Source organism: Thalassobacillus sp. C254 (assembly GCF_001310615.1).
The window spans coordinates 50742-65353 of sequence record NZ_BAXQ01000002.1; the positions used below are offsets into that span (position 1 = coordinate 50742).

Sequence of the window (14612 nt, forward strand, 5' to 3'; positions counted from 1 at the left end):
GAATATTTGCTTTAGCGTTAACAGTTACGGCATGTACGGAGACTGAAACCGATGTGGAGGAAGTTGAGGAAGAAATGCCGGAAGAAAACAATATCGAGGAAACGGATGATGAGACGGCTGATATTGAGGAGACGGAAGAAGGCGGGGGCGTGGATGAAGATCCGGGAAGTGAGGCTCTGAACGAAGAAGAGGATCAGGGGGATGCAGAGGCTGCTGAGCATGAAGGAAGCTATACAGTAAACCAAAATGACTGGTCTCTTGAACCTGTGAATGATGCCGATGAACAAGTCGTACTACTAACAATAGACGATGCTCCTGATAATCATGGGGTGGAAATGGCTGAGATCCTTTATGAACTTGATGCTCCTGCTATCTTTTTTGTAAATGGCCACTTTCTTCAAAGCGGAGAAGGAGAGGAGCAGTTGGAAGCTATCTACGATATGGCTTTGCCATTGGCAATCATACAATGAATCATCAAAAGCTTGACGATGTGAGTGAAGAAGAACAGACAGAGGAAATCGTGGAATTAAACGATCTCATTGAAGATATCATTGGAGAACGGCCAGAGTACTTCCGTGCTCCTCATGGTGTGAATACAGACCATGCCAGAGAAGTTGTGGAAGAAGAGAACATGATTCTAATGAACTGGACGTATGGTTATGATTGGGAAGCTGATTATACAGAACCAGAACCTTTAGCAGAAATAATGGTAGAAACCGAACTGTTAAGAGACGGTGCAAACTTGTTGATGCATGACAGAGAGTGGACTATGGAAGCGTTAGAGGATATTGTTCTTGGCCTTGAAGAAAAAGGCTATGGTTTTGTCCATCCTGACCAAATTGAAGAGTAATGAAAATAAAATGTGCGTGACAATGCAGAAGTGATTACAGCAAAAATGGATAACGCGCCGGTAGTTTTATTCCTTCCGTGCGGAATGAAACATATAAAGGAAAAAGGATTGCCTTCTAAAAAATGAAGTAATGAGGCAGTTCTTTTTTTTTGCGAAAAGGTATATAGCTGATAGAAAAATATATCAAAGAACGTCGAATAAAAAGAACTTTTTTATAGTATTGACGAAAGTGAAAATTTCCCTCCTCAAGGGTTTTCTTTTGTGCTATTCTATCGGTAGAAATCAAGGAGAAGCATAGATATAAGCTAACGTAAGCGGGGGAGGGGAATGATGAACAAGCCTGAAATATTAGATGAGTTAAGGATGGAAATCGGTCTTTCCTTTGATTATGCTGAATCCCTGGATGATTTTTTCAGCCGTATTGTCTACAACTTTGACAGCTTGCCGGAGGATTTCTGCTGTGCAATATATGAGAATCATTGGAATGAGTTTGTGAAGAATTGCAGCGGTAAAGCGTGGCATATGCCAGCTTCTGTGCCTTTTGGCCACAAACCATTAAGCCTTTGTGCTATCAGGGGATCCATTACCGTTTATTATGAGATAGATAAGCATTACTTATTATCACCCTTTTATAAAGGCTGCCAGCTTCTTGGTATCTTTATCGTTGGAGTTCCCCACGGAAAATACAGGATAGAAGAAGAAGACTTACTGTTCATGGAAGAAGTCAGCAGATTTTATCATCCAGGGTACCTCGTTTTCAAGGACGAAACGCTTCCTGAGCGCTACAAAAACAGAGCAGGTCTGCTCTGTTTTATTTTATTTATGAAGAAAATAAACAAAAGGTGGTATATAAAGTGACAAACTTGTAGTTGCTGTTCCTGTCTCCTTTTATAATGAAGAAAAATTATACATTCAAAGGAGGGGCTTACATGAATTTTCCAAACTATTTGTATGAGGAACAAGAACAAGCTAATGTCACTTATGTGGGGCTGGCCACCTCAGAAGGACGTTATGACTTTGGAGTTATCTACACAAATATGTTTTTTGGAAAGCCTCTCGTCGTTTGTATGCAAACGGGGCGTTCCGCATTGCTCGGTGATGAAGATCTTTTGAGCTCAGGCAATATACAGCTCGCTTTTCAACTATCAAGCAGGAAGGCAGGAGAAGAAGTGGCTGCGTATTTAAAGGAATCTCTGCCATCCACTAGACTTCAGCCCAAGTAATTCAGACATGGCAGCCAAAGAGGTCATCTTACGGTCGTATGAGGAGTGAAAAGAGCTGAGGGGCTTTTCTAATAACATGATAACGAGTCTAGTGGTAATTATATAAGTAAACCGGTGCGTATGTAAGTGACCTAAAGATATCAAGAATTTAATACCAGAAAAGAGGGACTTCCAAAAGGAGTCCCTCTTTTTTAAACCTATTGCTAATAATAAATTTATTAATTAGGTATTTTACTATAAATGTGTTATACAATTTATTGTTGACATTTTTAATGTGACATAATAATATAATAGTAACAAAACATTAAACGCTTTCAAAAAGGAGATGGGTTCAATGGGAATCATCGTTTGCCAAACTTGTAATCGTACAATTGAGCACTTTGATGGAGAAAAGGTGGCCACTCTCTACGCGGTGAGCAGTGACTGTGAGAAATGTGAAACAAAGAAAGTCACAAAAAAATAACACATATATAAAAAGAAGGCTTTTACATAGCCTTCTTTTTTTATTTATATGATTGGTTTGTGCTCTTTAATAACTTTAATTTTTTGCAGGCTTGGATCCTCGGGTCCTTGGACAGGGAGGCCTGCTTTCATGTTTTTTTCAATGTAGATTAGGTTTTCTTCTGTAATAATTTCGCCGGGCAGAAGAATTGGAATCCCAGGCGGATAAACCATAATAAACTCAGCAATAATTCTTCCTGCGGTTTCATAAAAAGGGATCAATTCTGTATCTGTGTAAAAAGCATCCCTAGGAAGCATGGACAGCGTTGGGATATCAGGGAGAGAAAGAGAAGTTACTTCTGTTTCTTTATGGACTGCTTCCTTTTCAAGGGACATACGCTGTATTGCTTTAACGAGCAAAGATGTCTCTTTCTCGCTGTCACCAAAAGACACAATACATAAAATGTTATACAGATCCGAAAGTTCAACCTCGATATTATAATGAGTACGCAGCCATAATTCTGCTTCGTATCCGGTTATTCCTAGATCATAAACAGAGATTAACAGCTTTGTTGGATCAAATGAATGGACAGCTTTGCTATTGTTATTGGAAAAATCAGTACAGGAAATCCCTTTAATCTCATTTAACGAGCTGCGAGTTTGATTCGCCAGTCTCATCGTCTTTTCAAGCAGATCTCTTCCTTGAGTGGCTAAATGCTTTCTTGCTGCATCAAGAGAAGCAAGGAGAAGATAAGATGTTGAGGTAGTTGTCAGCATGCTCATAATGGATTGCACTCTTTGAGGAGAGACAAGGCCTTTTCTCACGTTAAGGACGGAGCTTTGGGTCATGGAACCTCCCAGTTTATGCACACTCGTTGCCGCCATATCAGCTCCTGCCTGCATGGCGGATAAAGGGAGGGATTCATGGAAGTGGATATGAACACCGTGAGCTTCATCTACGAGAACAGGAACGTCGTAGGAATGGGCAATCTCAACAATAGATGCCAAATCTGCTGCTACCCCAAAATAAGTGGGATTAATGACTAAGAGCTTTCGCATCGGGATGATGGCTCAGAGCCTTTTCCACTGCCTCGGTTGTAATTCCATGAGAAATACCTAGCTGATCGTCAAGCTCTGGATGGATAAAAATTGGCACGGCTCCGGAAAAAATGATTGCAGACATAATTGATTTATGAACATTTCGAGGAATGATGATTTTATCGCCTGGAGTACACACGGACAAGATCATAGTCATAATGGCGCCGCTTGTCCCTTGTATAGAAAAAAAGTGTAATCGGCACCAAAGGCTTCAGCGGCAAGCTGCTGTGCATCATCAATGATCCATGGGATGGTGCAGGTCATCAAGCGGCTCAATATTAATTAAATCTAAAGATAAAGCATTTTTCCCTATATAAGAACTGAACTCTTCGTCCATTCCTTTCCCTTTTTTGTGACCCGGGATGTGAAATTGAACGGGTTCTTTTTCGGCATGGTCTTTCAGTGCAGTAAATAAAGGTGTTTTCCATTGCGAACTCATCGTTAACCCCCTGAAAATAGTAAAAACATGACTTAAAACAATGAGATTATATCAAAAAACGTCAGGTATTGAAAATTAAAAAAGGATATAAGAAGGTATGAATCGAAAAAAGACATATTGTATGCTCTAGACTCAACAAAAACAACGGAACTTGAGGGAGAAAGGAGTAAGATAAAATGGAATGGAAAACGAGAGTGTCTGAACTTCTTAATATTAAGTATCCTATTGTACAAGGAGGACTGGCTTACTTAGCTTATTCTGATCTAGCGGCAGCAGTGTCAAATGCGGGAGGACTGGGACAAATTACGGCAATGTCTCTTTCATCTCCCAAGGAACTTCGAGAGGAGATCAAGAAAGTACGAGAAAAAACGGACGGTTCTTTTGGTGTCAACTTTGCCATTGGCCAGCATGGCCGCCCATTTGAACATATGCTTGAAGCCGCCGTTGAGGAGGGAGTAGAGACTATTACAATGACAGGGGGAAACCCGGCTCCTATTTTTTCTTTCCTGGAAGGTGTGAAGGTAAACAAACTGGTGCTTGTGGCAGCCAGAAGACAGGCGGAAAAAGCAGAAGAACTTGGTGCAGATGCCGTTATGGTTGTAGGGCAGGAAGGAGGGGGCCACTTAGGAAAGCACGATACAGGAACGATGGTACTTATTCCTCAACTCGTTGACAGTGTGTCCATTCCAGTTATTGCTTCAGGTGGCATTGGCGATGGCAGGGGATTAATGGCCTCTTTAGCGCTTGGAGCGGAAGGCATTGAAATGGGGACCAGGTTTATAGCTACGAAAGAATGTGTTCATGCCCACCCAGCCTATAAACAAGCCTTGATGACCGGAACGGAAAGTGATACCGTGGTGATTAAGCGCTCAATAGGTGCGCCAGCCCGGGCATTAAAAAGCGTATGGACGGATAAAATACTAGAAACCGAAAAGGTATCGCCTTCCTATGAAGCCTTAAAAGATCTTATAAGCGGAGAAGCAAATAAGCATTTTATTTATGAGGGGAAGGAAAAAGAAGGCTTTGGCTGGGCAGGCCAGGTTATGGGAAGAATAAATGACTGTCCCAGTGTAAAGGAGCTCTTTGACCGCATCATAAATGAAGCATCCGATATAAGGCTGAAATGGGGGAAGGACTAAGGAGGTTTTTTGGATATGGAAACAAACATCCCCATGCCGGTCTCAATGGACTGGTCAAAGGAAGAGGTAGCTGATGTAGTTAATTTTTTTCATATTATTGAAAAAGCTCACTTCAATGCCGTTTACAGAGAAGATATTTTAGCGTTATACAATCGATTTAAAGAGATTGTGCCTTCTAAAAGTGAGGAAAAACAGCTTTTTCGTCAATTTGACCAGGAGGCAGGAGTTTCCTGCTGGAAAGCGGTTCAGACTGCGAGAAAGACTGAGCCAGGTACGAAAGTGAAAGTAAGATAAGAGAAAGGCAAGGGATCGTACTTCTCCCTTGCCTTAGGTTTGTCAGCTATTTGCATGTACTTCCTTAGCGGTTCTGTAAAGAGGCAGAACGGTTTCGAATGTCTCCTCGATCACTTGCGTGAGTTTTCCCCGTCCTGCACTCTTTCATCATCTCGATTTAAATGAATACCACACAAAAGCTCAGATTTTTTTACACTTTTCAGCCTGTCAATCATGGTTAGTCTGTCTTGGACGGAAAGATTTTTTTGAAGTTCCGCGTCTGGTTTTGTATGATCCATTGACCACACATAATGGTCTGGAATATTATGTAGTATCTCTTCCTTTTGAAACAACTGGTCTGCCAAAGCACCTTTAATTGGAGATTCATAAATTACAGCGAACCACACAAAAAGATGACTTTCAAATAACCCTATTTGAAAATGAGGAAGCTTTTTATAGCCTCTTTTATTATCAGCAAAAGCAACCCATGTGTCATCAGGAGGATTAACTTTTCTTCTGGCGTGCTTTGCCACATGGAAGAACATTTCGTCGCCAGTCATGGAAGAAATAGCCGGAGCAAAATATTCTCCTGCAGCTTCAAGTTTAGGGCGCACCGTGCTTTTGATTGCTTCCATTCTTTCATCCAGCCCGTCAATGGTAAAAACATCGAAGTCTTTTTTGTAAAGCCTTGAATAGTCATCATTCAAAACCTCCTTACAAGTATTCTATTCTTTTTTATAATAGCTTTTTAGCAGCAGCTAAAGCAAATAAATAGGGACAGGAGTCGAAATGAAGGAGCTGGAGTCCGCTTCTAAAAGGAAAGAGAGAAAATATTTATTGAGAGATTCGTTTGAATTTTTCGAAAAGTATGATACAATGATAACAATAAATATTTCAGAATATTTAGTTAAATGAATCAGTAATATAATTTTTTCAGTTTTCTAGAGATTATATTACGAAAAAAGGGGTGTGGATGACCATGGAACAAGTGATTCAAACATTCAAAAGAACTGATGCTGAAGAACGTATTCCTGTTCTGCGTCTAGAAATTGATTATGAACTCGCAACTTTACATGATGCCATGCTCGAAGAAGATCTTGACGCGATGAAAGAGTGCAAGAACCGGCTTGAGATTCTTCGCAAAGAACTAATCAGACTAGAAGTGTGAAAATAGAATTAAAAGATACAAAGCGGGCAGAGAGCCTGCTTTTTTTTGGTTTAAAGGTTTCTGACAGGACAAGTAAGCCTTTCTCTATTACGTTACATAAATTTATGGCATAATAAGGAACAATACATACTAGAAAGAGAATAGAGGGGAGACCATGAAATCTATGGAGTGGAATAAGGTAAAAATAGAAGCTGAAATGTGGATTAAAGAAAGCGGAGACATATTAAGGAGCTCTTTAAACAACCCTCTTGATGTACAGGCTAAATCCAACCCCAATGATTAGTCACACAGATGGACCATGAAATTGAACAGTTTTTGACTGATAAAATAAAAATCATTACCCTGCTCACCTTGTTCTTGGGGAAGAGGGAAGAGGTGATGAGCTAACGTCCACGGAAGGAATAATATGGATTATTGATCCGATTGACGGAACAACAAATTTTGTCCACCAAAAGTATAATTTTTCAATTTCCCTGGGGATTTTTGAAAATGGACAGGAACGTGTTGGCATTATTTATAATGTGATGGATGATGAATGCTTCACTGCTGTAAACGGTGAGGGAGCTTACCTGAATGATTCCCCTCTTCAATCGTTAACAAAAGGCAACATAAATGAATCGATTGTGGGCTTAAACGCAAGGTGGCTGTTAAAGGAAACGAGCGTTGAAGATGGATCCTTCACAGGTTGGTAAAAGATGTACGGGGAATTCGTTCGTACGGATCTGCGGCGATAGAACTCGCTTATGTGGCAGCCGGCAGGCTTGATGCCTATGTCAGTTTCCGTTTATCTCCTTGGGATTATGCAGGGGGAGCAGTCATATTAAAAGAAGTGGGAGCCCTGCTTACTTCCTTCGACGGAGAAGAGCTTCCTCTTTTAGGTATAAGTTCACTCATTGCTGCACGCCCTGGTATACATGAAGACCTGATTTCCTATGTGTCGGCACAATAATATAAAAAGTGGAGAGCCTCACGGCTACTCCACTTTTTTTGCAGCTTCTTCTTCCATAGAGTTATCGTCTTCCAAGCTGTTTCTGACCACACGAGCGTATTTAAAAGAAAAATAAAGACCGACAAAGGAAACAAGAGCAATAAGAAAACTTCTTTCTGCCACTGCTACTCCAAAACCCATAATGGCTATAGTAGCAAGAACAGCTAAGGATAAGAAAATCCATTTTGACTTTGTCATTTTTTCACCTGCTTTGAATTTTTTTATTCATTAATTCAAAGGTCTGGTAAAAAAGGTGCCCGGCCAATGGGGAGTAAAATATGTACCCGGGTTGCATAACAGTCAGACCATAGAAGAATGTTTATGTGTTTAGTGTAACGTGTTTTGAAAGAAAATAAAAGCGGTGTGAAGAAATAAGAGGTCATGCATGTACCGGGGAGAGGGAGGTCCTGTGCAGGCTTTTTGGGTGAATCTTATAAAAGGCCCGGCAGCAGATAAGGAAAAACATTCATCATTTGCTGAATACATTTCCACCGTGTGCTATAATGATACAGTTGAGGAATTTTGTACGAATGAGGAGCGATTAATAACTAATGGATGTACGAACAGATTTACGCAATATAGCGATTATTGCCCATGTAGACCATGGGAAAACTACACTTGTTGATGAATTGTTGAAACAGTCCGGCACGTTCAGAGAAAATGAGCAGGTAGACGAACGGGCCATGGACAACAATGATATAGAAAGAGAACGGGGTATTACAATTCTGGCAAAAAATACAGCAGTCCGGTACCAGGATACAAGAATCAATATTATGGATACACCTGGACACGCTGATTTTGGCGGGGAAGTAGAACGCATATTAAAAATGGTTGATGGCGTTCTCCTTGTTGTTGATGCTTATGAGGGCTGTATGCCTCAGACACGTTTTGTATTGAAAAAAGCTCTGGAGCAAAAGCTGACTCCCCTGGTAGTTCTAAACAAAATCGACAGAGATGCGGCTCGACCAGAAGAAGTAGTAGATGAAGTACTGGACTTATTTATTGAGCTTGGTGCGGATGAAGAGCAGCTTGATTTTCCAGTAGTATATGCCTCTGCGATAAACGGAACAGCGAGTGCTGATCCGGCAAAGCAGGATGATGATATGACGGTTTTGTTTGAGACCATTGTCGAAAACGTTCCTGCTCCAGAAGATAACAGCAGTGAGCCGTTTCAGTTCCAGGTCACGATGCTTGATTATAATGACTACCTTGGAAGAATCGGGGTAGGAAGAGTTTTTCGCGGAACAATCAAAACAGGAGATCAGGCAACACTTATTAAGCGTGACGGCAGCACGAAAAATTTCCGTGTCACCAAGCTGTTTGGCTTTATGGGTCTAAAGCGTATGGAAATTGATGAAGCTAAAGCTGGAGACTTAATTGCAATTGCAGGTGTGGAAGATATTAATGTTGGTGAAACAATTACACCTGTAGAGCACCAGGAACCATTAGAGCCGGTGAGAATTGACGAGCCGACCCTGCAAATGACCTTCCTTGTAAACAACAGCCCATTTGCCGGGCGTGAGGGTAGCTATGTAACAAGCCGAAAGCTTGAGGAGAGATTAAAAACTCAGCTTGAAACTGATGTCAGCCTTCGTGTGGAAAATACAGAATCACCTGAAGTCTGGAAAGTTTCCGGGAGAGGTGAGCTGCACTTATCCATCCTTATTGAAAATATGAGACGGGAAGGCTATGAGCTGCAAGTTTCAAAGCCTGAAGTAATTATCAAAGAAGTGGATGGAGTACTTTGTGAACCTGTAGAAAGAGCTCAAGTTGATGTTCCTGAAGATTATACCGGAGCAGTCATGGAGTCATTAGGTGAGCGTAAAGGTGAAATGATTGATATGGTCAACAAAGGTGATGGACAAGTACGCATGGACTTTATTATTCCATCTCGTGGATTGATTGGCTACACTACTGAGTTTATGGCACAGACAAAAGGATATGGAATACTAAATCATGCCTTCGATGGTTATCAGCCGGTTGCCCAGGGGCAAGTCGGAGGACGGCGCCAGGGCGTTCTTGTTTCTATGGAAACAGGAAAAGCTACTCCGTATGGCATGCTCCAAGTAGAAGACCGTGGAACTCTGTTTTTAGAGCCCGGAACAGAAATCTACGAAGGCATGATTGTAGGGGAGCATAACCGGGATAATGATTTAACGGTAAACATTACGAAATTAAAGCAGCAGACCAACATTCGCTCTGCTACTAAAGAAAGCACCGTTACAATGAAGCGCCCAAGAATTCTGACATTAGAAGAAGCTCTTGAATATTTAAATGAAGATGAGTATTGTGAGGTTACACCAGAATCCATCCGTCTTCGTAAAAAAATATTAGATAAAAGCATGAGAGAACGTGAAGAAAAAAGAAAAAAGCTTGCAAAAGAAAAATTCTTAACCTAAGAATGTTTGCAGCCGTATTGTGTCGCTGTGAGGTGAATGGAAGATGAATGAAGAGGTTAATGTGACCAGAGATGACCTCTCTTGGTTTGCCGGGTTATTACAAGTGCACGAAAATCCTGTGTTTGGTTTCTGGGCCTTATATGCAGCCGTAGTGATTACTTGTATCCTTGTGTTTAATTTGGGATTTGCACGCAAACTTCCTATCCTGAAAAATGTGATTGTTTATGCTGCTTTATTAGCAGGTGCCTTACCTTTAACGATCTTTGCAATTGGTATGCCGATTGTAGAATCACTCTTAATTGCAGCAGCTGTTTTGGGAACATATAAGATCAGGCTTCGAGCCACAAGAAAGAACAAGAAACTGAAGGATAAGACTAGAGAAACTGTCTTCTTGTAACGTATACGTTGCAGAAGACAGTTTTTTGTTTTTCTGCAGCCAGCTTCCACCGGCCAGAACAAAATGATGGGGGAGTAAATGCAATAAATTTAGCGATGGCGTACGTTTTCTGGTGGGCGGACCCTTGACTGAGTATCTTTTTGTGCTTTTGAAGCATTTTCAATGAAGTCTTTTTTAATTTAAGAAGAAAACAGGTTTGTCAACTCATAAGATGGGAATGGAATTTTAGTGTCAACTTATCGACCAGAAAAAAAGGTAAAACAAGGCATAATGATGTAAGGAATAGTTTAGCAGAAAAAAGGGTAATTAATAAGTACGTTGGTTAAAGAGTGCGAGGTGTTTTCCGATGCATAATCAAATAAAGCCCATGCTTGCGGAAATTAAGACGTTTTCCGAGCTCAAAGAAAATGGATTCAGCTGTTTAACCCATTTTGATAAAGAGGACAATAAAGCTCACGAAGGATCTTGCTGCTGGATATGGACTAACGGTTCACTGCGCATTATTGTTGAAGATAAAAAGGATGGCAGATGTGAAATTGTCGGAGAGTTTACCGAAAATACCTTACAGAGAATGATTAAGTCACAGTGGGTGGAAGCAGATAGACACAGAAAAACAGATGAGAAGGAAATTACCGAAGAAAACAAGGGTTGTGAAAAAAAGAAGTAACCTTTTTCCTGGGAGGCTCTTATAATCTTAGTGTCGAAGTAGAGGTTACCCCTTTTGATGATGAAAAGGTGGCAATAGATTTAGCAAAAGTAATGCTCGCTTCAGATCTCGGTATTTCTATAGATCTTATTTGTGAAGCTTTAAATATTAGCTCTTATGATCAAAAATGGGTGAAGGTCAAAACGATAGCGTAAGCACGGCCGACAGAAAGCAAAAAAGGGACGGCGTAACAGCCGCCCTTTTCATTATGCAGTAAAGGTGTGTGGAGTATGGCGGCAGATGTAGAGTTTAAGTTTGTGAAGGTGAACGGAATTACTCTCCATGTAGCTTTGGCGGGTCCGGCAGATGGCCCTCTCGTTATCCTTCTCCATGGTTTTCCGGAATTTTGGTATGGGTGGAGAAATCAGATTGAGCCTTTGGCCAAGCAAGGCTACCGGGTAGTAGTACCTGATCAGCGTGGTTATAATTTAAGCGACAAGCCACCTGAAGTAGAGGATTATTCTATAGATCTATTAAGAGATGATATTATTGGTCTCATAAACTATTTCGGAAAAACAAAAGCGGTCATAATTGGTCATGATTGGGGAGGAGCTGTAGGGTGGTATCTTGCTGCAACGAAACCAGAATACGTGGAAAAATTTATACCTATTAACATCCCTCACCCAAGTGTTATGCCAGCTGTGATGGCCTGCCACCCTTCCCAACTGGCAAAAAGCAGTTACATGCTGTTTTTTCAGCTTCCTTCATGGCCGGAAAAATTACTTCAGGCAAACGATTATAAAACACTGGAGAAAACAATGTATTCCTCAAGTAAACCTGGCACGTTTTCCTCTGGGGATATGGACTACTACAAAGATGCATGGTCGCCTCCAGGAGCGATTTCTTCCATGCTAAACTGGTATCGGGCAATATTTAGTAAGGGGATGACTATCACATCTCCGGATGTTACAGTCCCTACGAGAATGATTTGGGGCATCGAAGATCACTTTTTGACTGTGAAATCAGCAAAGAAAAGCATGAATTACTGCTTGGATGGTGAGTTAATTCTAGTGGGAGATTCTACTCACTGGATCCTTCATGAACAGCCGGAGCTTATTAATAAACTGATAACAGAGTTTTAATAGTGGAAAACAATTACCTTTGGCATGGAGGCAGAAAGGCTGTTGAGAAAGACTTCTCAACAGCCTTTTTTATTAGGTTATAACATGAAGAAGTAGAGAGTTTTGCTGTTTAATAACAAGAGCAAGCAAGCTGATGAAAAATTTAATAGTTAGAAAATTTAAATAATATATTGATTTTTTTACAACCAGACATTATATTTAAAGAGAACCTAATTGTTAAAATTTGAAAACTTAATTTCATAGGTTTATTTTTTATGGCTTAAACATACTGACCGGTTAGTATGAAGGGAGGAAGAAAATGAACTTTACCTATAGCGAAAAAGTAGAATATCTTCAAAAAGAAATCCAGGATTTTATGGAACGTTATGTTTATCCAAATGAACAAACCTACAAAGAACAGTTAAATAATCAAGGAGGCCGTTTTTCTTCGATACCCCCAATTATGGAAGAATTAAAGAAAAAAAGCAAGAGAAAAAGGGCTTTGGAATTTATTTTTACCTGAAAGTGACCTTGGGTCTGGGCTCACAAACCTTGAATACGCTCCTTTATGTGAAATCATGGGAAGATCAGCTATCGCTCCTGAAGTCTTTAATTGCAATGCGCCGGATACCGGTAATATGGAAGTGCTGGTCAGGTATGGGAGTGAAGAACACAAAAAAAGGTGGCTGAAGCCGCTACTGGAGGGGGAAATCAGATCTGCATTTTGCATGACAGAACCTGATATCGCTTCATCAGACGCTACCAATATCCAAGCTGATATCCGGGAAGACGGAAATGAATATATAATAAACGGGAGAAAATGGTGGTCTTCCGGAGCGGGAGATCCACGTTGCGAGATCCTCATATTTATGGGGAAAACCAATCCGGATGCACCGAAGCATGAACAGCAATCCATGATTCTGGTGCCTATGAATACACCAGGAATTCAAGTAGAACGAATGCTCCCGGTATTTGGGTATGACGATGCTCCTCATGGTCATGCAGAAATCACCTTTGAAAATGTCCGGGTACCTAAGGAAAACATTCTGCTTGGGGAAGGGAAAGGGTTTGCCATAGCTCAAGGCAGACTGGGTCCTGGCAGGATTCACCATTGCATGAGAACAATCGGGGCTGCAGAAAGAGCATTAGAAATACTTTGCGAGAGAGTGGACAGCAGAGTTACCTTTGGAAAGACACTTGCTGAGCAAGGGGTCATTCAAGAATGGATTGCAGATTCCAGGATAGAAATTGAACAGGCAAGGCTTCTTGTGCTGAAAGCTGCTGACATGATGGACAAAGTTGGAAATAAAGTAGCCAAAAAAGAAATCGCCATGATCAAGGTTGTAGCTCCAAACATTGCTTTGAAGGTTCTTGACCGGGCAATTCAAGCATTAGGCGCAGCAGGGGTCAGCGAAGATTTTCCATTAGCTAATTCTTTTGCAGGCATTAGAACATTACGGTTGGCTGATGGCCCCGATGAGGTCCATAGAAGGTCAATCGCCAGGCTGGAGTTAAAAGAACAACGCACGAAACGAAAGCAGGAGGTTTTGTGAAGGGAAATGTAACCGTTTACTTTTAAAAATTTCATCCTAAGGGTGGTTGATTATGGATAGCAGAATAGAAAGCTTATTTGGATTACAGGGCCAGACAGCCATTGTCACCGGGGGAGGACGAGGTCTTGGCAGACAAATGGCTCTTGCCTTTGCGGATGCCGGAGCTAATATTGTCGTTTGTTCCAGAAAGGTAGACGCGTGCGAAGAAGTGGCTGAACTTTGCAAAGAGAAAGGGGTGAAAACTCTTGCATTAGCTTGTGATGTCACAAATGAAGAGCAAGTCAACCATGTGGTGGAAGAAACGATGAAGGAATTTGGCTCGATTGATATTCTGGTGAATAATAGTGGCGCAACCTGGGGAGCTCCTTTCCTTGAGATGCCACTCGAAGCCTTTCAAAAAGTAATGAATGTAAATGTCACAGGTGCATTCCTTATGTCAAAGGCTGCAGCTGGACATATGATTGAGCGCAAAAGAGGGAAAATCATTAATATTGCTTCTGTGGCAGGGTTAAACGGATCTGATCCCAGGTTTATGGACACGATCGGCTACAATGCAAGCAAAGGTGCAGTGATTACTTTCACGAAAGACCTGGCTGCCAAGTTAGGTCCGGATAATATTAATGTGAATGCCATTGCTCCTGGTTTTTTCCAACAAAAATGTCAAAAGGTCTTCTTGAACAAGGGGAAGAAATGATTATTGAACGAACACCTTTGAAACGGTTAGGAGGAGACGAGGACTTAATGGGAGCAGCATTGTTTTTGGCTTCCAGAGCCTCAGATTACGTGACAGGGGAAACGATAGCTGTAGACGGGGGAATGAATGCCCTTTAATCAAATCACGGGAAAGGCGCCTTTAAACCAGACAGTGGTTAGAATC

At 41.2% G+C, this 14612-nt stretch carries 12 protein-coding genes and 7 pseudogenes; 15 read left to right on the plus strand and 4 right to left on the minus strand.

The annotated features are described in order from the left end of the window. Positions 1-74 precede the first annotated feature (74 nt). The 4 genes and pseudogenes from JCM19033_RS02765 to JCM19033_RS21865 all read left to right on the plus strand — a co-directional run bounded on the left by JCM19033_RS02765 (position 75) and on the right by JCM19033_RS21865 (position 2536). Positions 75-850 (plus strand): annotated as a pseudogene (locus tag JCM19033_RS02765) (polysaccharide deacetylase family protein). A gap of 327 nt (positions 851-1177) precedes the next feature. Further along, positions 1178-1708: a hypothetical protein gene (locus JCM19033_RS02770; RefSeq protein WP_157049715.1), complete on the plus strand. Its 531-nt coding sequence runs from the start codon at positions 1178-1180 to the stop codon at positions 1706-1708. Positions 1709-1779: 71 nt separating this feature from the next. Next, positions 1780-2073, plus strand: a complete 294-nt coding sequence (locus JCM19033_RS02775; RefSeq protein ID WP_054635194.1) for a DUF3055 domain-containing protein — start codon at positions 1780-1782, stop codon at positions 2071-2073. Between the two features lie 334 nt (positions 2074-2407). Continuing rightward, positions 2408-2536, plus strand: coding sequence for a GapA-binding peptide SR1P (locus JCM19033_RS21865; protein WP_083465239.1), 129 nt, complete (start codon positions 2408-2410; stop codon positions 2534-2536). Positions 2537-2580: 44 nt separating this feature from the next. On the opposite strand, the pseudogene JCM19033_RS27895 reads toward JCM19033_RS21865, so the two are convergent. Both JCM19033_RS27895 and JCM19033_RS27900 read right to left on the minus strand, forming a co-directional pair. Continuing rightward, a pseudogene (locus JCM19033_RS27895) lies at positions 2581-2856 on the minus strand (arginine decarboxylase); the annotation flags it as partial. 147 nt (positions 2857-3003) lie between these two features. Further along, positions 3004-4051: pseudogene (locus JCM19033_RS27900) on the minus strand (aminotransferase class I/II-fold pyridoxal phosphate-dependent enzyme); the annotation flags it as partial. Between the two features lie 176 nt (positions 4052-4227). Here JCM19033_RS27900 and JCM19033_RS02785 point away from each other — a divergent pair. Together JCM19033_RS02785 and JCM19033_RS02790 are read left to right on the plus strand one after the other, a co-directional pair. Continuing rightward, a complete protein-coding gene (locus tag JCM19033_RS02785) occupies positions 4228-5190 on the plus strand; it encodes a nitronate monooxygenase family protein (protein WP_054635195.1) in 963 nt (320 codons plus the stop codon). Positions 5191-5205: 15 nt separating this feature from the next. Continuing rightward, the gene (locus JCM19033_RS02790; RefSeq protein ID WP_054635196.1) at positions 5206-5484 is read left to right on the plus strand and encodes a UPF0223 family protein; all 279 of its coding nucleotides are present in this window, start codon (positions 5206-5208) and stop codon (positions 5482-5484) included. Positions 5485-5526: 42 nt separating this feature from the next. Here the strand turns inward: JCM19033_RS02790 and JCM19033_RS02795 are convergent. Next, positions 5527-6170: pseudogene (locus JCM19033_RS02795) on the minus strand (YktB family protein). 272 nt (positions 6171-6442) lie between these two features. Here JCM19033_RS02795 and JCM19033_RS02800 point away from each other — a divergent pair. Further along, complete coding sequence (locus tag JCM19033_RS02800) at positions 6443-6631, plus strand: hypothetical protein (RefSeq protein WP_054635197.1); 189 nt, start codon at positions 6443-6445, stop codon at positions 6629-6631. Between the two features lie 163 nt (positions 6632-6794). After that, a pseudogene (locus tag JCM19033_RS02805) lies at positions 6795-7580 on the plus strand (inositol monophosphatase). A gap of 24 nt (positions 7581-7604) precedes the next feature. Here the strand turns inward: JCM19033_RS02805 and JCM19033_RS02810 are convergent. Then, complete coding sequence (locus JCM19033_RS02810) at positions 7605-7817, minus strand: DUF5325 family protein (RefSeq protein WP_054635198.1); 213 nt, start codon at positions 7815-7817, stop codon at positions 7605-7607. Positions 7818-8170: 353 nt separating this feature from the next. On the opposite strand from JCM19033_RS02810, the gene typA reads away from it, so the two are divergent. From typA to JCM19033_RS02840, 7 genes and pseudogenes are all read left to right on the plus strand, one after another. Further along, complete coding sequence (gene typA / locus JCM19033_RS02815) at positions 8171-10018, plus strand: translational GTPase TypA (protein WP_054635199.1); 1848 nt, start codon at positions 8171-8173, stop codon at positions 10016-10018. Between the two features lie 43 nt (positions 10019-10061). Beyond that, positions 10062-10415 carry a YlaH-like family protein gene (locus tag JCM19033_RS02820; protein WP_054635200.1) on the plus strand — a complete coding sequence of 118 codons (354 nt, stop codon included), beginning with the start codon at positions 10062-10064 and terminating at the stop codon, positions 10413-10415. A gap of 346 nt (positions 10416-10761) precedes the next feature. After that, entirely contained in the window at positions 10762-11082 is a 321-nt protein-coding gene (locus JCM19033_RS02825; RefSeq protein WP_054635201.1) for a hypothetical protein, read from the plus strand. Positions 11083-11150: 68 nt separating this feature from the next. Further along, positions 11151-11276, plus strand: coding sequence for a hypothetical protein (locus JCM19033_RS24930; RefSeq protein ID WP_269757937.1), 126 nt, complete (start codon positions 11151-11153; stop codon positions 11274-11276). A gap of 75 nt (positions 11277-11351) precedes the next feature. Beyond that, on the plus strand, positions 11352-12203 hold the full coding sequence (locus JCM19033_RS02830; RefSeq protein WP_054635202.1) for an alpha/beta fold hydrolase: 852 nt from the start codon (positions 11352-11354) through the stop codon (positions 12201-12203). 298 nt (positions 12204-12501) lie between these two features. Beyond that, a pseudogene (locus JCM19033_RS02835) lies at positions 12502-13735 on the plus strand (acyl-CoA dehydrogenase). Positions 13736-13787: 52 nt separating this feature from the next. Beyond that, positions 13788-14566 (plus strand): annotated as a pseudogene (locus JCM19033_RS02840) (SDR family oxidoreductase). The last annotated feature ends 46 nt before the right edge of the window (positions 14567-14612 follow it).